Consider the following 20,354-nt stretch of genomic DNA (forward strand, 5'->3'; position numbering starts at 1 on the left):
TTATCTAATTTTTTACTTCAATATTTTTCTTTTTAAAGTATTTTTTATCTTCAAATCGTAAGCACGTTAATTTCCCCCCCCAACAACATCCTGTATCAAGTGCATAAATATTATCTGGTGTACCTTTCCCATTTAATGCTGCCCAATGACCAAAAGCAATTCCATACTCGTTTGGAATTTTGCTTGGTAATGAAAACCAAGGTTTAAGTTTTGAAGGTGCTTTCTCAGGTGATTTTTTATAATAAAAATCTAGCCGACCATCTTCATAACAAAAACGCATACGAGTTAATGCATTAGCAATATAACGCAACCTATCTAAACCTTGTAGTTCAGGAAACCATTCATCAGGAAAGTTACCATACATTTTATCAAGGAATAGGATATAGGAATCACTAGATAACATAATATTTAGCTCATAAGCACATTTTTTTAGTGTTTCGATATCCCATTGTGGTGAAATGCCAGCATGGGTCATAATTAACTTTAATGAATCATCAATTTGAACCAATGGCTGTCTACGTAGCCACTCCATTAATTCACAAAAATCTGGTGCACGAATAATCTCATCAAGATTATCCTTCTTTTTAGAAAGAGTAACATTGGCATAAATTGATAATAAATGTAGATCATGATTACCTAACACTAATCGAATTTGGTTAGCATTATGTTTAACAAATCTTAGAACTTCTAATGATTTTGGGCCTCTAGCAACTAGATCTCCTGTTAGCCATAAAATATCCGATGATGAGAATTTTGCTTTTTCAAGTAAACGCATAAACTCATCATAACAACCATGAATATCACCAATAAGTAAGTTCGCCATCCTGTTAACTCCATGAGTTTGCAAGTTGACAGTATTGTTGTACTGTTAAGTTTTCGGCACGTAAATTAGGATCAATATTTAAGTCATTTAATTGTTCAACCGTAAACAGATTACTTAAGCTGTTACGGATAGTTTTTCGTCGTTGGTTAAATGCCTCTGTAGTTACGCGAGAAAGTATTCTTATATCATTAACAAGATAAGGTTTTTCTTTATAAGGTACTAATTTAACTACAGCAGAGTCAACTTTTGGGGCTGGTTTAAATGATGTTGGTGGTACTTCAAGAACAGGAATGATCTGACAATAATATTGAGCCATAACGCTCAATCTACCGTAATGTTTACTGTTAGGCGATGCAACTAATCGAGTTACCACTTCTTTTTGTAGCATAAAATGCATGTCAGTGATGATATTTGTATGTTCAAATAAATGAAACATTAACGGTGTCGAGATATTATAAGGTAAGTTACCAAATACTCTTAATGGTTTACCTAATTGATCGGCTAACTGATTAAAGTCAAAGGTTAGGGCATCTTGTTCAATAACCGTTAATTTATTATTTAAAAATGGATTTTCAATTAATCTATTAGCTAGATCTCTATCTATCTCTATAACTGTCAAATGATCAATATGTTTACTGATAGGTATGGTTAATGCCGCAAGCCCGGGACCGATTTCGACTAGTGCTTGATCTTTTTTAGGTTGTATAGCTGAAACAATACTTTCTATAATGTAATCATCATGTAAAAAATTTTGCCCAAATCTTTTACGGGCAAAATGCCCTTGGTGAACACGGTTATTCATGTTTATCTTCACCTGTGATTTTAATATAAGCGTCACCTTTTATTTCTTGAATCCATACTTGGGCTTCTTCAGAAAATTTACGATTAAAAATAAGTCGATAAGCTTGATCTTTATTCATTGCATTTGTTCCATCAGCTTGTCTTTTATCAATTAATTGAATTAAATGCCAGCCATAAGCCGATTTTATTGGTTGGCTAATTTCTCCTTTCTTTAACTGAATCAGAGCCGTTCTAAAACCATTATCATAAATTTCAGGACGGTTCCAACCTAAGTTTCCTCCTTTACTTGCCGAGCCTGTATCTTCAGAGTTAGCTTTAGCTGCTGCTTCAAAAGTTGTGGCTCCACTAGTAATTGATTTACGGATATCACTTAGCTTTTGTTTTGCAATTTGGTCGGTGACTAATACATTTGTTTTAATCAGTATATGGCGTGCATTTACCTCTTCAATTGTGAAGGTTCTTGGTGCTTCTGAACGAGTATCATCAACTTTTAGAATATGTAGACCAACCCCAGAACGGATAGGTCCAATAATACTACCTTTTGTAGCTCGTACTAATCGCTCTTCAAAGATAGTAGGTAATTCATTAAGTTTATGCCAACCCATACTACCACCTTTCAATGCAAAATCATCGTTTGAATATGAAGTGGCTAATTTAGCAAAACTTTCCCCTTTTTGAGCCCGATTAATGATATCTCGTGCTTTATTTGTTGCATTATCAATTTGTTGTTTTGATGCTTTTTCTGGAACAGAAATCAAAATATGGCTTATTTTTACATCAATATTATTGGTTGGTTGACGAGCAATATTTTTTGCTAAATTTTCTATTTCTTTTTCTGAAATTTTGACTCTTGATCTAACTTCATGCATTCGAGTCTTATCTATTAGCATATCATTGTGAATTCTTTCACGATAGGCACCATAACTTATTCTCATCATCGAAAGTCTACTTCTAAGTTGGTCGACACTCATACCATTTTCTGCTGCAATTCTATTAATAGCTTCAGTTACCTCGTCATCACTAACTGTAATTTTAGCTTTAGCTGCTTTTTGTAAAATTAGATTTTCGATAATTAAACGTTCAATAATTTGTTGTCTAAGTATTTTATCATTAGGTAGATTTTTAGGATCTGAGCTAGCTTTAATCGTTTTTAACATATCATTAACATCACTTTCTAAAATGACATTGTTATTAACAACCGCAGCAACTTGTTCTACAACTTTCGGAGCAGCATTGGCAGATAACGGAGTTATAATTCCTAAAGTTATGCTTAGATTTAATGCTATAAATAGTTTTAATAATTTCATATTCACTTAACTCATTTTGTTTTTCAGCATAGACAGCTTGTAATAAATTTATTGGTAATCTTACAGTTAAAAAAATATTTTATTCAAATGCTGTATTATATGGTAGTTTACCAAAATTAAGCATTTTAGCTTTGGTATCTCGGTTGCTACCCAATCCTTTTAATTCGAAGTTAATCGATAGTTTATTTTCATACTTACTTTTGCGAGAAGTATTATCCCAGTCCGTCAATTTTCTACCATATTGTACTGTTGTTCCCCAACAACAATCACTATAATTCAATCCGATAGAACCATCTGTAGTTTGTTCTAATTTAACGTCATAATAATATGAACCAACAGCATTGAATGTTTGCGATAATGGCCAAGCGGTCATCATTCCAGCCTGTGAAATATCTTGTCTATAGCCTCTATAAAATGGATTCTTATCGACAGTATCAATATAGTTACGGTTTGCATAGCGGTATGATAATTGGATTAACTTATCGCCAGTTGGCCGGTATTCAAATATTACATTGGCTAATGAAATTGTATCAATTCGAGTATCATACTGAACGCCACTTCTAAAGATTATATCATTACTTATACGCCAAAAGTTATCCGATGCCCAGGTAATACTGCCTGTATCGGAGTTTTCATCTAAATCATTATTATGTTCACTCGTTTTTGATTTGGTGAAATAAGTAATTTGCCCAATAGATAAGTTAAATTTTTCAACCTTATTATTATCATAAAATCGTGTTGTTACACCAGTTGATATTTTATTGGTTGAAGCAATCCTATCTAAACCACTATATGGTTGATCTCTAAATAGACCAATATAATCCGACTGTAATATAGTGGAATCATAGTCGCTAATATTAGATTGATTTCGATAGGGAATATAGATATATTTTACTCGAGGCTCTAAGGTTTGCGTATAGCCATTAATAAAAGGAACATCACGCTCAAAGATAACTTTACCATCAATGCTAAACTTAGGCAAAAAACGATTAACCTTTTTATCTAAATATTTATATTGTTCAATATTTTTATTGATATTATCTTGATTATAATGAGTTGCCATAATCCCAGTTTCAGTGGTTAATGATGACCAAGAATTGGATAAAGTATAATTAAGCGTTGGTTCAAAATGTGCTCGCCATGCTTTAGGTTTACTTTTTCCAGACGTCAAGAAGTGAGATACTTGAGAGAATACTCTAAATTTAAATGGCCCCAAATCATTATTATAATAGCTCATATCCAATTGTGGTTGAGTTTGATAAAGTGAATTTTTTAATTCTGAATGGAATGGTTGAAAGTGTCGATAGCCTAACATAATATCCCAATTTTCATCATTATAAGCAATTTTATAATACTGCGTTAAATATCCTGCAGTTTGGGAGGCGTATTTAGAACTTAAGTTTGTAAGATACTGATTGTCACTGACTCGAGTTGTATCTGCATAAAAGCGCCAATTATAGTTAATTAATTCATCATTTTTCCAATGAAATAACCAACGGTGACGATTGTCGTCATAATTGTTACCATTAAAACGATTGTCTCTATCTTCATTATATTTAGTATCGTGTTGAAGCCAGTCAAATGCAATTGTACCTAAACCTATTTCGTTTAAATAACGAAATTCTGTTTGCAATTGTAGACCACGTTTTTCTAATACTCTTGGGGTAAAGGTTGCATCATAATTTGGTGCAATATTCCAATAAACAGGTATTGAAAAATCAATGCCATCGATACTGTCATAGCCGAAATTCGGCATTAATAATCCTGAACGGCGTTTATTACCGGTTGGTAATTGTAAATAAGGCGAGTATAGAACAGGCACTTTACCAATACTAAATACAGCGTTCCAGACCTCTAGAAATTGCTCCTCGTTATCATGAATAACAGTCGTTCCTTTAATATCCCATGTGCTGTCATTAATAGGACAAGATGTAAAACTACCTTTTTTTAAAATAACATAACGATTTTTTTCAAGTTGCATTTTATCTGCATTACCACGACCAAGCCTATTGACAAGATGATACTCACTTGGGATCATATCTGCATCATTGTTATTTAGATTCATTGATGCTTTATCGCCTTTCATTTTTATTAAATTATCTTGATAAGTAATATCACCTTCTAATGTTACTATTCTATTATTACTATCTTGAGTATCAATTGTTACTTTGTCTGCTTGAACCGTTCGGTTGCCTTGTTCTATTAATACTTCACCTTTATATATAGCAATATTAGGGTAGATTGCTTCAAGTTGATTAGCTTCAGCATTTACGGGTAAAGTATCTATATCTCCATTAACTAAAAGGCGATCAAACTTAGGAACGTCTATAAGGCATTGAGGATTATTGCTTACAACGGTTTTAGGTAAATCTAAAGCATAACTAGAGCTATTATACAAAAAAAGAGTAACGGCTATAGCAATAAGAGAAGGCGTTAAATTTTTCATCAATGATTCTAAAGCTATTTTTGATTATTTTAATTGCAGCATTATAGCGGTTATTTATAAAAGTGCGAATTAAAAATTAACGTTTCCCTATGCGTTTATTTATTTTATTAAGCTGTTTTACCATTGCTATTCTTTTTTCGGCTGTAGTATTTTGAAACTCATCCCACCACCTAGCTAACTGCAAGAGCTCTCCTTTTTCGATTGAGGCTCGCATTTCTAAAAGGTCATAAGCAGCTCTAAACTTAGGATGTTCTAAAATGGCAAACGCTCGTTTACCATTCCGTTTCTTCATTCGTAGCTGTAAACGCCAAATATCACCCATGATGCTCGTTAAGCGTCTAGGTATAGCAATACTTTTACATTGTTCACTTAGTACTTCGTTAATTGCCATCGAAAACGAATCATGAAATGGCAAACCACTTTCGATACACGTTGCTTGTGTTTGTTCAATTATTGGATACCAGAAAAAAACTGCAAACAAAAATGCTGGATTAATTCGCTTATTGTTGGCAATGCGATAATCAGTATTTTTTAAAACTTGTTCGATGATTTTCTCTAAATAACTGTTTGGATTGTTAGCAAATAGATGCTCAATAACAGGAAATAGTTGTTCAAAAAGGCCATACTCTCTTAGTAACTTATAAGTTTTGTAACCATTCCCAGTTTGTAATAATTTAAGGGACTCATCAAAAAGTCGTGCTGAAGGTACGTTTCTTAATAATGATGCAAGCTGTTTAATTGGCTTAGCAGTAGCTAGTTCAATTTTCATATTCAGTTTTGCAGCAAAACGGACTGTCCTTAGCATCCTAACAGGATCTTCTCGATAACGTGTTTGCGGATCGCCAATTAATCGAATAATGCCTTTTTGTAAATCTTCTAATCCTCCGCAATAATCACGTAAAGTAAAATCATTTACATTATAGTAAAGTGCATTCATAGTAAAATCCCGACGGATAGCATCTTGCTCAATGGTTCCGTAGACATTATCACGTAATAGCATACCTGACTGCGAACGTTTGGATATATTGGTTTGTCCTTTTTGAGAGTCGTGGTCACCACGGAATGTTGCAACTTCAATAATTTCTTTCCCAAACATAATATGAGCAAGACGAAATCGCCTTCCTACTAAACGACAGTTACGGAAAATTTTCTGAATTTGTTCTGGTGTAGCATTAGTTGTGATATCAAAATCCTTTGGCGTTTTACCTAAGATAAGATCTCTGATACATCCCCCAACTAGATAGGCTTCGTATCCTTGTTTATTTAATCGATAAAGGACTTTTAATGCGTTTTCACTAATCTCTTTGCGAGATATATTATGTTCATTACGGGAAATGGACACATAGCTAGCTTTTTGTTTGTCTTCATTGTGAAAAAACTTTCGATAAAAGCGTGAAACTTGTTTAAAAATGGTGCACCTCAAAAAGTTTTTTTGCTTCATAATAATATAGCGCGCAATTATATAGTAATTGCTAATAAGTTTTCATTTTTCTTGGAATTGGTATTTTTTCGTTCAATAAAATTGTATTTTTTTAGATGACTTAAATATTCTATTTGATTTTTTAAACATAATTATCAACAATAGTGTTTCGTATAGTAATATTAACAACATCTAATAAAAAAATAAACTTTGTTTTACTCTGATTAGTGTATTTAATTAGCTAATTAAGATGGAATAAAACTGTACTCAGAACTTCTTTTTACTTATTTGTATCACAAAATATAATTAATAACGCTTTATAATTTGATAAATTATAAAGCGCTTTTGATGTTATTTGTTATAACTATTACATAATAGAAGTTATTTGAGTATATACCATTAACTGATAACTTATTGGGGACATTATGAACATTCGTGATTTGGAATATTTTGTTTCGTTAGCTGAATTTCGCCATTTCCGTAAAGCTGCTGATGCTTGCAATGTGAGTCAACCAACTCTCAGTGGTCAAATTAGAAAATTAGAAGATGAATTAGGCGTAATGTTATTAGAGCGCACAAGTCGCAAAGTACTATTTACTCAAACTGGTATGATGCTAGTTGAACAAGCCAAAGAGATTTTGCGTAATATCCAAATTTTAAAAGAAATGGCTAGCCGTCAAGGTGAAGAAATGTCTGGACCAATGCATATAGGCCTGATCCCTACTATAGCGCCTTATCTTTTACCTCATGTCATTACAGTTTTACATGACTTTTTTCCTCAGTTGGAACTTTACTTGCACGAAGCACAAACCGCCAATATTGTTGCTCAACTCGAAAGCGGCAAGCTTGATTGCGCAATCATTGCACAAGTCAAAGAAACATCACAATTTATTGAACTACCTTTATTTGATGAACCCATGTTTTTAACTGTTCCTGCTACTGATGAATTAGCTAGCAAAAATACAGTTAAACTTTCTAGCTTAAAAGGTAAAAAATTCTTAATGTTAGAAGATGGTCACTGTTTACGAGATCATGCAATGGGATACTGTTTTCAAGTTGGAGTTGATGAAGATAAACAATTTAAAGCTACTAGTCTTGAAACGCTTAGGAGTATGATTTCTGCTGGTCGCGGTATTACTTTATTTCCTGAACTTGCTATACCTAACGAGCGAATTCGTGATAATATTTGCTATATTCCTTGTACTGATCCTGTACCTGTACGCAGCATTGCTCTTATTTATCGTCCTGGTTCACCATTACGTTCCCGTTATGAAACAATAGCTAAAACAATCCGGGAGCATATGCCTAAAGTATTTGCTGAGAAAGAACGATTATTAATCAAATCAATTTAGGGGTAGGTAGTAAATCAAAAATATTATAACTGAGCTATCAAATGAAAAATATCAAGACCGGTGGTGTTCGTGCTCAACAAAAAGAAAGAACTCGCCGTACTTTAATTGAAACAGCATTTAATCAACTTAATGCTGAGCAAGGTTTTACAAGTTTAAGTTTGCGAGAAGTAGCGCGTGAAGCTGGAATCGCTGCTACTTCATTTTATCGTCATTTTCGTGATATGGATGAGTTGGGTTTAGCCATGGTTGATGAAAGCGGTTTAACTCTTCGTCAATTATTGCGACAAGCACGTAAGCGTATTGAAAAAGGTGGTAGTGTATTACGGACATCGGTGACCACATTCATTGAATTTATTGATAAGAATCCGAAGGTCTTTTTATTACTTCTTCGTGAAAAAGCGGGGACGTCAGCCGCTTTTCGATCTGCTATTGCCCGTGAAATTCAACACTTTATTGTCGAACTTGTGGATTATCTTGATAATGCTAACCAAATGCCTCACCATTATAATGAAGCTCAAGCAGAAGCGATGGTCACTATTGCTTTTAATGCGGGAGCTGAAGCAATTGATTTTGACACAGTACAAAGACAAAAATTAATTGAAGATCTTATTTTTCAACTAAGAATGGTGTCTCGTGGAGCTTATTATTTATATCATAAAGAACAAATCAAAAAAGATAGTCATTAATCGTTATACTACCCCAAATCCAATCTCAAAATTCTAATTTGGTCGTAATATTAAAATTTTATGCTGTTTAGCAATTAATTATTTTCAATAAGAATATCTACTAATTACTGATTTTTACTATTACTATTTATTGTGTTTTTGTTATTCATACTGTAGCATTAAAAAAAAGAGAAACATTGTTAAATAGAAATTAATTTCATGACTAAACTATACTTTTTGCTTTATTCGCTTATTTTGTCCTTTCCCTTTTTCAACTATGCTTATTCAAATGTGGGATTTAAGGAAATCTATTATAGCAAAGAAGACAGTAGACCTTTAAATATTGCAATATGGTATCCGACAGATGCTCAACAAAGAGCAGTAGCTATTGGCGATAATGCCGTTTTTTACGGTTCTAAAGTCATTCCTAATGCAGCATCTATTTCAAATTATCGTAAACATCCTTTGATTGTTATTTCGCATGGTTATGGAGGAAGTTGGCAAAGTTTAAATTGGCTTGCTTATGAACTGGCAGATAGGGGATATATTGTTGCTGCACCAAATCATCCGGGAACTACTTATTTTAATAAAGATATTACTTAATCTACTAAATTGTGGTTACGTCCTCAAGATCTAAGTAAAACTATTGATGCGTTACAAATAGATGAGTTTTTGGCAAACTATATTGATATGAATAAAATTTCATCTATTGGACATTCTCTTGGCGGTTGGACAGTAGCTGCACTTGCTGGAGCAAGGTTTGATACAGATCTTTTTAAACAAGATTGCACTATACATTCACATTTAAAAGCTTGCCAGTTAGTAAATGAACTTGGACTGGATAACCCACAATTAAATAAAAACATGTCAGATCAGAGAATAAAGTCATTTATTTCTTTAGATGCTGGATTAGTTAGAGGATTTACTGCAGATAGTTTGAAAAATATTGCTTTTCCTTCTTTAATCATTGGCGCTGGTATTGATGTTGGTGATATGAATGTAGAGCTAGAATCTGGTTATTTACAACAGTTTCTTTCAAAATCATTATCAACTTATATTGTTATCCCTGATGCAACGCATTTTAGTTTCATGCAAATTTGTAAATCAGATGCTATAGATATTTTAGAGCAAGAGGCTAAAGGAGAAGCAATCATTTGTAAAGATGGTGGGAATCGCACAAGGACAGAGATACACCGTGAAATAACGGATCAAATAATCGATTTTTTAGCTAAGGTGAATTTAAATTAAGTGCTTATTTTAGAAATAACTGCGGCAAAAGCCGCAGTAATACTTTTAGTGATACTTAAAGGTTTTGTAGTACTTTTTCAACACTGTCTTTAGCATCACCAAATAGCATATAGCTATTTTCTTTAAAGAATAGTGGGTTTTGTACACCTGCATAACCAGTATTCATTGAGCGTTTAGAAATAACAACCGTTTTTGCTTTCCAAACTTCAAGAACAGGCATGCCTGCTATTGGGCTATTTGGATCTTCTTCTGCCGCTGGGTTGACTGTATCGTTAGCTCCAATTACCCAAACCACATCAGTATCAGGGAAGTCATCGTTGATTTCATCCATTTCTAATACAATATCATAAGGGACTTTTGCTTCGGCTAATAATACATTCATATGCCCAGGTAAACGTCCTGCAACAGGGTGAATACCAAATCTCACCTCAATATCCATTGCACGTAGTTTTTCTGTAATATTACTTACAGCACCTTGCGCTTGAGCAACTGCCATACCATATCCAGGAACAATAATAACTGAGCGAGCTTCTTTTAAAGTTTGTGCAACTTCGGCTGGTTGCATTTCACGGTATTCACCTTGTTCTTCATCTGATGAACTGGCTGTACTACCATCGCTACCGAAACCGCCAGCAATAACACTTATAAATGAGCGGTTCATCGCTTTACACATAATATATGAAAGAATTGCGCCTGATGAACCAACTAACGCACCAGTTACAATTAGTAGATCGTTGCCTAACATAAAGCCTGCTGCTGCTGCTGCCCAACCTGAATAAGAATTTAGCATTGAAATAACAACAGGCATGTCAGCACCACCAATTGAAGCAACAAGATGGAAACCAAACACGAATGCAATAATTGCCATGATCAACAAACTAATTGTTGCACCAGCGCCACTTTTTACTTCAACAAAAGTAAACATTAAAATGATAGAAACAACAATTGCTGCTAAATTCCAATAATGTTTATTTGGAATTGATAATGGTTTTGAGCTAATGCGTCCATTTAATTTACCAAATGCGACAACAGAGCCAGAGAAGGTTACTGCGCCAATAAAGACACCAACAAAAATCTCTACTAAATGTACAGTTAACTCTCCACCTTGAAAATTTTGAATGTGTGGATCTAAATAACTGTTTAAACCAACTAGAACAGCAGCCATTCCAACAAAGCTATGAAGTAGTGCAACAAGTTCTGGCATTTGAGTCATTTCAACTTTTTTAGCCAAATATAAACCAATTACAGCACCAATAATCATTGCAATAACTATCCAGTGTAATCCGCCTTTAATACTTGCAACTGCTGCAATAAGTGCGATTACCATACCAATCATACCGTAAATATTACCAGATTTGGCAGATTCTTGGTTGGAAAGACCTCGTAAGCTAAAGATAAAAAGTAATGCAGCAATAACATAGGCTGCTTGAATGATTCCATTACTCATAATGTATGCTCTCCTTTACTTGCCACGTTGGAACATTTTCAGCATTCTTTGAGTAACAAAGAATCCACCAAAAATATTGATACTAGCAATCAAAATAGCAACAAAAGCAATTGCCGTAGTTAAGCCATTATCATCACTGACTTGCAGAATTGCTCCGACCAATATAATTCCAGAAATTGCATTAGTTACCGACATTAGTGGTGTATGCAAAGAATGTGTAACATTCCATACAACGTAGTAACCAACAACGCAAGATAATGCAAATACAGTAAAATGCCCTAAAAAGCTTTCAGGAACGGAGTTTGCAAGCCAGAAGAAAGCAATGAGAACTAAAGCTAAAATACCATATTTTTTGCGAGGATCCATTGGTTTTGGTTCTGGTTTAACAATTGGCTCTGCTGCTTTTTTCTGAGGTTGAGCAGATACTTGAATCGGCGGTGCTGGCCAAGTGATTTCTTTATCTTTAACCACAGTTACACCACGAATTACAACATCTTCAAAATTGATATCAATATTACCGTCTTTTTCTTTAGCAAGTAGTTTTAATAGGTTAACAATGTTTGTACCATAAAGCTGTGATGCTTGTGCTGGCATACGATTAGCTAAATCAGTATAACCAACAATTTTAACATTGTTATCTGTTTCGAAAATTTCACCTGGTTTAGTTAATTCACAGTTACCACCAGTTAACGCAGCCAAATCAACAATAACACTACCAGGTTTCATTGACTCAACCATTTCTTTCGAAATGAGTTTTGGAGCTGGTTTACCTGGAATTAGTGCTGTTGTTATGATGATATCAACATCTTTAGCTTGCTCTGCAAACAGTGCCATTTCAGCTTCAATAAAGGCCGCTGACATCTGTTTAGCATAGCCGTCGCCAGAGCCTGCTTCTTCTTCAAAATCTAACTCTAAAAAGTCAGCTCCCATGCTGTTAATTTGTTCGGCAACTTCAGGGCGGGTGTCAAAAGCACGAACAATTGCCCCCAAACTCACCGCTGCGCCAATGGCGGCAAGGCCAGCAACACCTGCTCCAATAACTAATATTTTAGCAGGAGGCACTTTACCAGCAGCAGTAACTTGACCTGTAAAGAATCGACCAAATTGATTTGCTGCTTCAATAACTGAACGATAACCAGCAATATTAGACATTGAGCTTAATGCATCTAGAGATTGCGCACGTGAAATACGTGGTACACAATCCATAGCCATTACAGTAATATTTTTGGCGGCTAATTTTTCTAATAATTCTGTATGTTGAGCTGGATAAATATAGCTAATAAGGGTTGAACCCTCTTTCATTAAAGAAATTTCATCATCGCTTGGCGCATGAAACTTCAAAATTAAATCATTTTGCCAAATATCTTGAGTGTTTTGAATTGTGGCTCCAGCATCAATAAAAGCTTGGTCTTCATAATGAGCTGCATGTCCAGCGCCTTGTTCTACGGAAACTGTAAAGCCCAGTTTTAACAGTTGTCCAACAGTTAAAGGAGTCGCTGCAACTCTAGCTTCATTGGCTAACCGTTCTTTAGGTATACCGATATGCATTTCGTTACGTCCTTATGTTAGTTTATTGTATATAAGTTGATTTTAGCATAAATAGGGTTATGTGCGAGTAGGGAATCTATTTTTTATTCAAGAAATAAGATTTTTAAATTATTTGAGTAATATTTATTAATTAATATTATTATAAGGCTATACCGAAATAGCTATAATTTAAATAAAACAGTTTTAATGCTTTCATTGAATTCCATTACAAATTTACTCTATATTGTTATATAATTGGCGTTATTTTTGTTTCTACCTTGAGATATAAAACTTTGAGGTATGATTCGATTTTTCTCTCCTTAAATTAAGGATTTTTTATGATTGATTTTTCCCAATCAGTGCCAGAACTGGTCTCTTGGGCAAAAAAGAATGATTTTTCGATCGCTTTGCCTGTGGAAAGATTAGCTTTTTTATTGGCTATTGCCGTATTAAATAGCGAACGTTTTGACGGTGAAATGACGGAATCTGAATTAATTGATGCTTTTAGGCATGTTTCGCAAATTTTCGAGCAGAGTGAAGACACTATTACTGTGCGAGCTAATAATGCTATCAATGATTTGGTACGCCAACGTTTGATCACACGTTTTACTAGTGAAATGACAGACGGTTTTTCGATTTATCGTTTAACTCCGTTAGGTATAGGTATTTCTGATTATTATATTCGCCAACGTGAATTCTCAACGCTGCGTTTATCCATTCAGTTATCTATTGTTGCGCAAGAGTTAAAACGAGCTGCAGATGCAGCCGTCGAAGGTGGTGATGATTTACATTGGCATCGAAATGTCTTTGCGCCATTAAAATATTCAGTCGCTGAAATTTTTGACAGTATCGATATCACACAACGAGTGATGGATGAACAACAAGCTGATGTTAAACAAAATATTTCTGCCCTATTAAGTCAAGATTGGCAAGCAGCAATTAGCAGTTGTGAAGGGTTACTGACTGAAACATCACAAACATTGCGAGAGTTACAAGATACTTTAGCTGCTGCAGGTGATAAATTACAAGCCAGTTTACTTTTAATACAAGATGCGACGCTTGATAATCCAGAACTCGATAAAATCAACAATGTAGTTATGGATCTGCAAGGTAAACTAGATCGAATTATTGGTTGGGGGCAAAAAGCGATTGACCTTTGGATCGGTTATGATCGCCATGTTCATAAATTTATTCGTACTGCTATTGATTTAGATAAAAATCGTGTGTTTTCGCAACGCTTACGAAAATCGATTCAAGGATACTTTAATTTGCCTTGGTCACTCACTTTTGCTAATGCCGATCGCTTACTAGATATGCGTGATGAAGAATTGGCACTACATGATGCTGAAGTAACAGGAGAATTACCTTCGGAACTTGAATTTGAAATGATTGAAGAGATTCAAGAACATATTATTGCTCATATTGAACAAAATTTAATGGTATTTAAGCAAGAAAATAAACCACTTGATATGGGCACTACCATTCATAACTATTTGGCCCAGTTCCCACGCGAACAACATTTTGATATAGCGAGATTATTTATTGATCAGGCTATTCGTCTCGGTATTGCTGAAGATGATTGGCTTGGAATTCCTGCCGAATGGAAACCTATTAACGATTATGGAGCTAAGGTACAAGCACATGTCATCAACAGATACTAACGATTTCGAAACACAACAAACCGCACATCATCTTGATGAAGTTATGGGGCGCATAGTCGCTAGTTCTCAAGCTTCTATCGATAAATATATGCCCGTTAAGTTGGCCCAAGCAATTGCTAATCCGATATTTCCAGAACTGGATAGTTTACTACGCTCTGGCCGTCATATTGGTATTGATGAACTTGATCATCATGCTTTTCTAATGGATTTCCAACTTGAGCTTGAACAATTTTATCAACGTTATAATGTTGAGCTAATCCGTGCGCCTGAAGGATTTTTCTATCTTCGTCCTCGCTCAACAACATTGATTCCTCGTTCAGTATTATCGGAGCTTGATATGCTTGTTGGCAAAGTACTTTGTTATTTGTATTTAAGTCCCGAGAGATTAGCGCATGAGGGGATTTTTACCTTACAAGAATTGTTTGATGAACTGGTTTCATTAGCAGATGAAAGTAAGTTACTCAGATTAGTAAACCAACGTTCAACAGGTTCAGATTTAGATCGCCAAAAACTATTTGATAAAGTAAAAACAGCGCTAAATCGCCTGCGTCGACTAGGTATGATTTTTTTTATTGTTGGTAATGACAGTAGCCGTTTTCGCATTAACGAATCAATTTTCCGTTTTGGTGCAGATGTACGAAGTAGTGATGACGCACAAGAAGCGCAATTACGCCTAATTCGAGATGGCGAAGCAATTAAAATCGAATCAGCACTTATTTTAGATGATAATAATGAAGAACAAGATGAAGATGTTAATGAGGAGACTGAATAATCATGATTGGACACGGTAAATTTCACTCATTAACGCTAATTAACTGGAATGGTTTTTTTGCACGAACTTTTGAGCTTGACCAATTAGTTACGACATTATCTGGTGGTAATGGTGCTGGTAAATCAACTACCATGGCGGCATTTGTAACTGCATTAATACCTGACTTAACTTTATTACACTTTAGAAATACAACCGAAGCTGGAGCCACATCAGGCTCACGAGATAAAGGCTTGCATGGTAAATTAAAACCAGGCGTCTGTTATTCTATGCTGGACGTAATTAACTCACGGAACCAAAGGATTATTTGTGGTGTACGTTTGCAACAAGTAGCAGGGCGGGACAAAAAAGTCGATATCAAGCCTTTTTTATTGCAAGGATTATCTATCAGTGTAAGCCCAACAGAGTTGGTTACGGAGCGTTTAAATGATAAACAATCGCGAATCTTATCGTTACCAGAGTTAAAAGATAAAGCCGAATCAATGGAAGGCATTATCTTTAAACAATTTAACTCAATTACTGATTATCATTCGGTTATGTTTGATTTTGGTATTTTACCAAAACGCTTACGCTCTCCATCCGATAGAAGCAAATACTACCGTTTGATTGAGGCCTCACTTTATGGTGGTATCTCAAGTGCTATTACTCGTTCCTTACGTGATTATTTATTACCAGAAAATAGTGGTGTGCGAAAAGCTTTTCAAGATATGGAAGCCGCATTACGCGAGAATCGGATGACGTTAGAAGCCATTCGAGTAACACAATCGGATCGTGACTTATTTAAGCACTTAATTACTGAGTCAACTAATTATGTGGCAGCTGATTATATGCGCCATAATAATGAACGCCGAGTTCATATAGAATCAGTACTTGGCCTGCGTCGTGATATGTTTAAAACGCAAGATCTGCTTATAAGCAATCAATACCACCAAGTTGAAATGGCAAAAGAACTTAAAGAATACCAAGATGCGCAAAATGATTTGGAAACCGATTTACAGGCTGCTAATGATCACCTCAATTTAGCGCAAACTGCGTTACGTCAACAGGAAAAAATTGACCGTTATCAAGCAGATTTAGATGATTTAAACTTAAAGTTAGAAGAACAAAACGAAGTGGTACTTGAAGCGAATGAACAGCACCAAACCTATCGTGAGCAAGTAGAACAAACAGAACAAGAAGTTGACGAAATCAAGACTCAATTAGCTGATTACCAACAGGCTCTTGATGTTCAACAAACACGTGCAATTCAATACCAACAGGCCTTACAGGCGTTAAAAAATGCTCAGTCATTATGCCAGTTACCAAAATTAGGTATTAGTAATATTGAAAATCACTATGAATTGTTTGAAGAAAAGCAAAAAGAGATCACGGAACAAGTTCTTGAACTCGAGCAAAAATTAAGTGTATCTGATGCGGCAATTAATCAGTTTGACCGTGCTTATCAATTAGTGATTAAATTAGTTGGCGATGTTACCCGAAGTGACGCTTTTGCGGCAGCTAAAGAAGCATTAAGACAATGGCCATCACAATGTTACCAAGCAGAACAAGCCGAGCATTTACAGCTACAACTAGATGAGCTTGAACAACGATTTTTTGAACAAAAAGAAGCAGAATCGTTATTAACACAATTTTGTAAACGTATTGAACGCCAAGTTAATTACGATGAACTAGATGACTTAAAACAAGAACTTGAATTGCAATTAGACGAAACAGCCGAACGAGCTAATGAATCTAGCGAAAAACGTATCGAATTTAGGCAAGAGCTTGAACAAATTCAATCAAAAATAGCTGATTATCGTCAAAAAGCTCCACTATGGTTGAAAGCACAAGATGCATTAATCGCTTTACAAGAACAAACTAGCGAACAGTTTAATAACAGTCAAGATGTCACTCAACATATGCAAAAACTGCTAGAAAAAGAGCGAATACTTGTTACTGAACGAGACCAAATTAGTTTTAGACGCAACCAATTAGATGTTCAAATTGAGCAACTAAATCAACCTAGTGGTGTCGATGATGGCCGTTTGTCTTCGTTAGCAGAACGATTTAATGGTGTATTACTTTCTGAAATTTATGAAGATGTAACAATTGATGATGCACCTTACTTTTCTGCATTATATGGTCCATCAAGACAAGCTATTGTTGTACCAGATTTATCATTAGTTAAACAGCAATTAGAAAACCTTACCGCAAGTGATGAAGATTACCCTGAAGATATCTATTTTATCGAAGGTGATCCGTCATCATTTGATGATAGTGTTTTTGATTGTGAGGAAATGAATAAAGCGGTACTTGTCAAAACGGGCGATCGTCAATGGCGATTCTCAAGCTTTCCTAAAGTACCACTATTTGGTCGTGCTGCTCGTGAGATTCACCTTGAAAAATTATCTGCCGAACGTGATGAATTACATGAGCGCTATGCAACTATCTCATTTGATTTACAAAAATTACAACGAATTGAACAAAACGTTGGGCAATTTATTGGTCAACATTTAGGGGTTGCTTTTGATATCGATCCTGAAGCTGAGGCGCAAAAATTAACGACAAGACGCACTGAAATTGAACGACAGTTATCGTCTCAGGAAAGTATTGATAAACAAAATCAGCAACAAGTTACTAATTGCAAAGAACAATTAGCAACCATAAATCGCTTGGTTGCGCAAATGCATTTATTGGCTGATGATGATCTTGTCGATAGGGTTGACGATTTACGTGAACAAGTTGCACAAGCACAAGAATCTGCGCAATATGTTAGCCGTAATCGCAATACCATTTCAGAACTTGAACCAGTTTTAGCTGTTTTACAAAGTGATCCTGAGCTAAATGAAGCTTTACGAGAACAATACAATACGGTTAAAGCACAACAACAAACTATCCGCCAACAAGTTTTTGCCTTAACTGAAGTAATGCAACGTCGTGCCCACTTTAGCTATGAAGACTCGGCAGGTATGTTAAATGAAAATAGTGATTTAAATGAAAAATTACGTTCTCGCTTAGAAATCGTCGAAACTCAAAGAACTGAAGCTCGCAGTCAGATGCAACAGTATCAAGACAAATATAATCAATATAACCAAACACTAGCTTCGCTTAAAAGTGCATTTGAAACTAAGCGCGATATGTTGCATGAGCTACAAAAAGAAATTGAACAAATTGGGGTAAAAGCCGATGCGATTACTGAAGAACGTGCTCGATTACGTCGTGATGAAATCCATCAAAAATTAAATAACAATCGTCAACATTGTACATCGCTTGAAAAGCAACTCATTATGTGCGAAAGCGAAATGACACAATTGCAAAAACGGCTAACTCAAACACTGCGAGATTATAAGCAACTACGCAAACAGGTAGTGCAAGCCAAAGCGGGGTGGTGTTTAGTCTTAAGGCTTGTTAAAGAAAATAGTGTTGAAAAGCGTTTACATCGACGTGAACTTGCTTATTTAAGTGCGGATGAATTACGCTCAATGTCAGATAAAGCATTAGGTTCCTTACGTTTAGCTGTTAATGATAATGAACATTTACGGGATGTATTAAGACTATCAGAAGATCCAAAACGCCCAGAACGTAAAATCCAATTCTATATCGCTGTTTACGCACATTTGCGTGAACGAATTCGCCAAGATATTGTTAAAACTGACGATCCAATTGAAGCCATTGAACAGATGGAAATTGAATTGTCACGCTTAACAGAAGAACTCACTTCGCGTGAACAGCAACTGGCAATTAGCTCGAAGAGTGTATCGAATATTATTCGTAAGACCATACAGCGCGAACAAAATCGTATTCGTATGCTTAACCAAGGATTACAAGCAGTGGCATTTGGTCAAGTTAATGGCGTGCGTTTAAATGTCAATGTTCGCGAAGCTCATTCAACTCTTTTAGCTGCACTTGCCGATGAGCAAAATGAACATCAAGATCTATTTAGTAATAATCGTATTACCTTCTCGGAAGCGTTAGCTAAACTCTATCAACGTTTAAATCCACATATTGATATGGGACAACGAACTGCCCAAAATATTGGTGAAGAACTGCTAGATTATCGAAATTATCTTGAAATGGACGTTGAGGTGAATCGAGGTGCAGATGGTTGGTTACGTGCTGAAAGCGGTGCATTATCAACGGGTGAAGCAATTGGTACAGGTATGTCAATTTTACTTATGGTGATTCAAAGTTGGGAAGAAGAATCCAAGCGACTTCGGAATAAAGATATTTTGCCATGTCGTCTACTATTCTTAGATGAAGCAGCTCGACTAGATGCCAAATCAATTGCAACACTATTTGAACTTTGTGAACGATTAGAAATGCAATTAATCATTGCTGCTCCAGAAAACATCAGTCCTGAAAAAGGAACAACCTATAAACTCGTACGTAAAGTTATTAATAACCAAGAACATGTGCATGTAGTTGGTTTGAAAGGCTTTGCTTAATTTCTGCTTTGTCGACATTGTCGGCAAAGCTTTACAATTTTTGTAAAAAAGTTTCAGGTAACTATACGTTTCAGTATAAATATCTTAAAAATAGATACGAAATCAAAAAATTGACTATCATTGTTCAATTGAAAAGTTGGATGTACTCGCTGCTCATAAAAAGGGATATTACGTATTGTTGACTAAACTTAAAATATTACTTATTGCCGTTTTTGCTTGATGGCTGTTTTTCCAACAAGTTGAACCTGTTAATAATGCACCTTTGTTAAGGATTTCATCTAAACTAGCATTACGCAATTTATCGAAAGAAGCGAACTTCATCTCTTCAAGCCTTTCAATAATTTTGGTACCCACGAATTTAAGCTCCATCAACTGCTGTCGTTCTGTTTCTGTAAAAGCCATATTATTCTTCTTACATTTTATTGAATATAATTTTAAATTATCATATAAAATAAATATCTATT

Annotated in this window: 15 protein-coding genes; 7 read left to right on the forward strand and 8 right to left on the reverse strand. The window is 35.0% G+C overall.

The genetic code is table 11. The annotated features are described in order from the left end of the window. Window positions 1-4 precede the first annotated feature (4 nt). The 5 genes from apaH to pcnB form a co-directional block, all read right to left on the reverse strand. Window positions 5-823 (reverse strand): bis(5'-nucleosyl)-tetraphosphatase (symmetrical) ApaH, encoded by an 819-nt coding sequence (gene apaH / locus A9G38_RS04360; protein WP_034913803.1) that lies wholly within the window; start codon window positions 821-823, stop codon window positions 5-7. Window positions 824-827: 4 nt separating this feature from the next. Beyond that, on the reverse strand, window positions 828-1,625 hold the full coding sequence (gene rsmA / locus A9G38_RS04365; RefSeq protein WP_034913799.1) for a 16S rRNA (adenine(1518)-N(6)/adenine(1519)-N(6))-dimethyltransferase RsmA: 798 nt from the start codon (window positions 1,623-1,625) through the stop codon (window positions 828-830). Then, a complete protein-coding gene (surA, locus tag A9G38_RS04370; RefSeq protein WP_034913796.1) occupies window positions 1,618-2,931 on the reverse strand; it encodes a peptidylprolyl isomerase SurA in 1,314 nt (437 codons plus the stop codon). Before surA ends, rsmA begins: the two co-directional genes overlap by 8 nt. 79 nt (window positions 2,932-3,010) lie before the next feature. Next, the gene (gene lptD / locus A9G38_RS04375; protein ID WP_034913793.1) at window positions 3,011-5,377 is read right to left on the reverse strand and encodes an LPS assembly protein LptD; all 2,367 of its coding nucleotides are present in this window, start codon (window positions 5,375-5,377) and stop codon (window positions 3,011-3,013) included. Between the two features lie 76 nt (window positions 5,378-5,453). Then, window positions 5,454-6,818 (reverse strand): polynucleotide adenylyltransferase PcnB, encoded by a 1,365-nt coding sequence (gene pcnB, locus A9G38_RS04380; RefSeq protein WP_051634266.1) that lies wholly within the window; start codon window positions 6,816-6,818, stop codon window positions 5,454-5,456. 404 nt (window positions 6,819-7,222) lie between these two features. Here pcnB and oxyR point away from each other — a divergent pair, with 404 nt between their 5' ends. The 4 genes from oxyR to A9G38_RS11645 all read left to right on the forward strand — a co-directional run bounded on the left by oxyR (window position 7,223) and on the right by A9G38_RS11645 (window position 10,062). After that, complete coding sequence (gene oxyR, locus A9G38_RS04385; protein ID WP_034913789.1) at window positions 7,223-8,149, forward strand: DNA-binding transcriptional regulator OxyR; 927 nt, start codon at window positions 7,223-7,225, stop codon at window positions 8,147-8,149. 41 nt (window positions 8,150-8,190) lie between these two features. Next, window positions 8,191-8,835, forward strand: coding sequence for an HTH-type transcriptional repressor FabR (fabR, locus tag A9G38_RS04390; protein ID WP_034913785.1), 645 nt, complete (start codon window positions 8,191-8,193; stop codon window positions 8,833-8,835). A 198-nt stretch (window positions 8,836-9,033) separates the two neighbouring features. After that, entirely contained in the window at window positions 9,034-9,417 is a 384-nt protein-coding gene (locus tag A9G38_RS11640; protein WP_051634265.1) for an alpha/beta hydrolase family protein, read from the forward strand. A gap of 9 nt (window positions 9,418-9,426) precedes the next feature. Beyond that, entirely contained in the window at window positions 9,427-10,062 is a 636-nt protein-coding gene (locus A9G38_RS11645; RefSeq protein WP_051634264.1) for an alpha/beta hydrolase family protein, read from the forward strand. 55 nt (window positions 10,063-10,117) lie between these two features. Here A9G38_RS11645 and pntB read toward each other — a convergent pair whose 3' ends face one another. Continuing rightward, a complete protein-coding gene (gene pntB / locus A9G38_RS04400) occupies window positions 10,118-11,509 on the reverse strand; it encodes a Re/Si-specific NAD(P)(+) transhydrogenase subunit beta (protein ID WP_034913780.1) in 1,392 nt (463 codons plus the stop codon). A gap of 15 nt (window positions 11,510-11,524) precedes the next feature. Continuing rightward, window positions 11,525-13,057, reverse strand: a complete 1,533-nt coding sequence (pntA, locus tag A9G38_RS04405) for a Re/Si-specific NAD(P)(+) transhydrogenase subunit alpha (protein ID WP_034913778.1) — start codon at window positions 13,055-13,057, stop codon at window positions 11,525-11,527. Window positions 13,058-13,374: 317 nt separating this feature from the next. Between pntA and mukF the strand changes: the two genes are divergently transcribed. Genes mukF through mukB form a run of 3 tightly spaced genes read left to right on the forward strand, consistent with a single transcriptional unit; the run spans window position 13,375 to window position 19,890 of the window. After that, entirely contained in the window at window positions 13,375-14,697 is a 1,323-nt protein-coding gene (gene mukF / locus A9G38_RS04410; RefSeq protein ID WP_034913776.1) for a chromosome partition protein MukF, read from the forward strand. A 43-nt stretch (window positions 14,698-14,740) separates the two neighbouring features. Then, window positions 14,741-15,469: a chromosome partition protein MukE gene (gene mukE / locus A9G38_RS04415; protein ID WP_080702356.1), complete on the forward strand. Its 729-nt coding sequence runs from the start codon at window positions 14,741-14,743 to the stop codon at window positions 15,467-15,469. A 2-nt stretch (window positions 15,470-15,471) separates the two neighbouring features. Continuing rightward, entirely contained in the window at window positions 15,472-19,890 is a 4,419-nt protein-coding gene (gene mukB, locus A9G38_RS04420; RefSeq protein WP_034913808.1) for a chromosome partition protein MukB, read from the forward strand. Between the two features lie 168 nt (window positions 19,891-20,058). Here mukB and A9G38_RS04425 read toward each other — a convergent pair whose 3' ends face one another. Beyond that, window positions 20,059-20,292 carry a hypothetical protein gene (locus A9G38_RS04425; protein WP_034913771.1) on the reverse strand — a complete coding sequence of 78 codons (234 nt, stop codon included), beginning with the start codon at window positions 20,290-20,292 and terminating at the stop codon, window positions 20,059-20,061. Between the last annotated feature and the right edge of the window lie 62 nt (window positions 20,293-20,354).

Source organism: Gilliamella sp. Imp1-1 (genome assembly GCF_001690415.1).
Taxonomy (GTDB): Bacteria; Pseudomonadota; Gammaproteobacteria; order Enterobacterales; family Orbaceae; genus Gilliamella; species Gilliamella bombi.

Excerpts from the sequence above, each read along its gene's own strand:
- pcnB (WP_051634266.1), bottom strand. The coding sequence starts at position 6,818 with ATGAAGCAAAAAAACTTTTTGAGGTGCACCATTTTTAAACAAGTTTCA.
- A9G38_RS04425 (WP_034913771.1), bottom strand. The coding sequence starts at position 20,292 with ATGGCTTTTACAGAAACAGAACGACAGCAGTTGATGGAGCTTAAATTC.
- rsmA (WP_034913799.1), bottom strand. The coding sequence starts at position 1,625 with ATGAATAACCGTGTTCACCAAGGGCATTTTGCCCGTAAAAGATTTGGG.
- mukB (WP_034913808.1), top strand. The coding sequence starts at position 15,472 with ATGATTGGACACGGTAAATTTCACTCATTAACGCTAATTAACTGGAAT.
- pntB (WP_034913780.1), bottom strand. The coding sequence starts at position 11,509 with ATGAGTAATGGAATCATTCAAGCAGCCTATGTTATTGCTGCATTACTT.
- oxyR (WP_034913789.1), top strand. The coding sequence starts at position 7,223 with ATGAACATTCGTGATTTGGAATATTTTGTTTCGTTAGCTGAATTTCGC.
- mukF (WP_034913776.1), top strand. The coding sequence starts at position 13,375 with ATGATTGATTTTTCCCAATCAGTGCCAGAACTGGTCTCTTGGGCAAAA.
- mukE (WP_080702356.1), top strand. The coding sequence starts at position 14,741 with ATGGGGCGCATAGTCGCTAGTTCTCAAGCTTCTATCGATAAATATATG.
- pntA (WP_034913778.1), bottom strand. The coding sequence starts at position 13,057 with ATGCATATCGGTATACCTAAAGAACGGTTAGCCAATGAAGCTAGAGTT.
- A9G38_RS11640 (WP_051634265.1), top strand. The coding sequence starts at position 9,034 with ATGACTAAACTATACTTTTTGCTTTATTCGCTTATTTTGTCCTTTCCC.
- apaH (WP_034913803.1), bottom strand. The coding sequence starts at position 823 with ATGGCGAACTTACTTATTGGTGATATTCATGGTTGTTATGATGAGTTT.
- surA (WP_034913796.1), bottom strand. The coding sequence starts at position 2,931 with ATGAAATTATTAAAACTATTTATAGCATTAAATCTAAGCATAACTTTA.
- fabR (WP_034913785.1), top strand. The coding sequence starts at position 8,191 with ATGAAAAATATCAAGACCGGTGGTGTTCGTGCTCAACAAAAAGAAAGA.
- lptD (WP_034913793.1), bottom strand. The coding sequence starts at position 5,377 with ATGAAAAATTTAACGCCTTCTCTTATTGCTATAGCCGTTACTCTTTTT.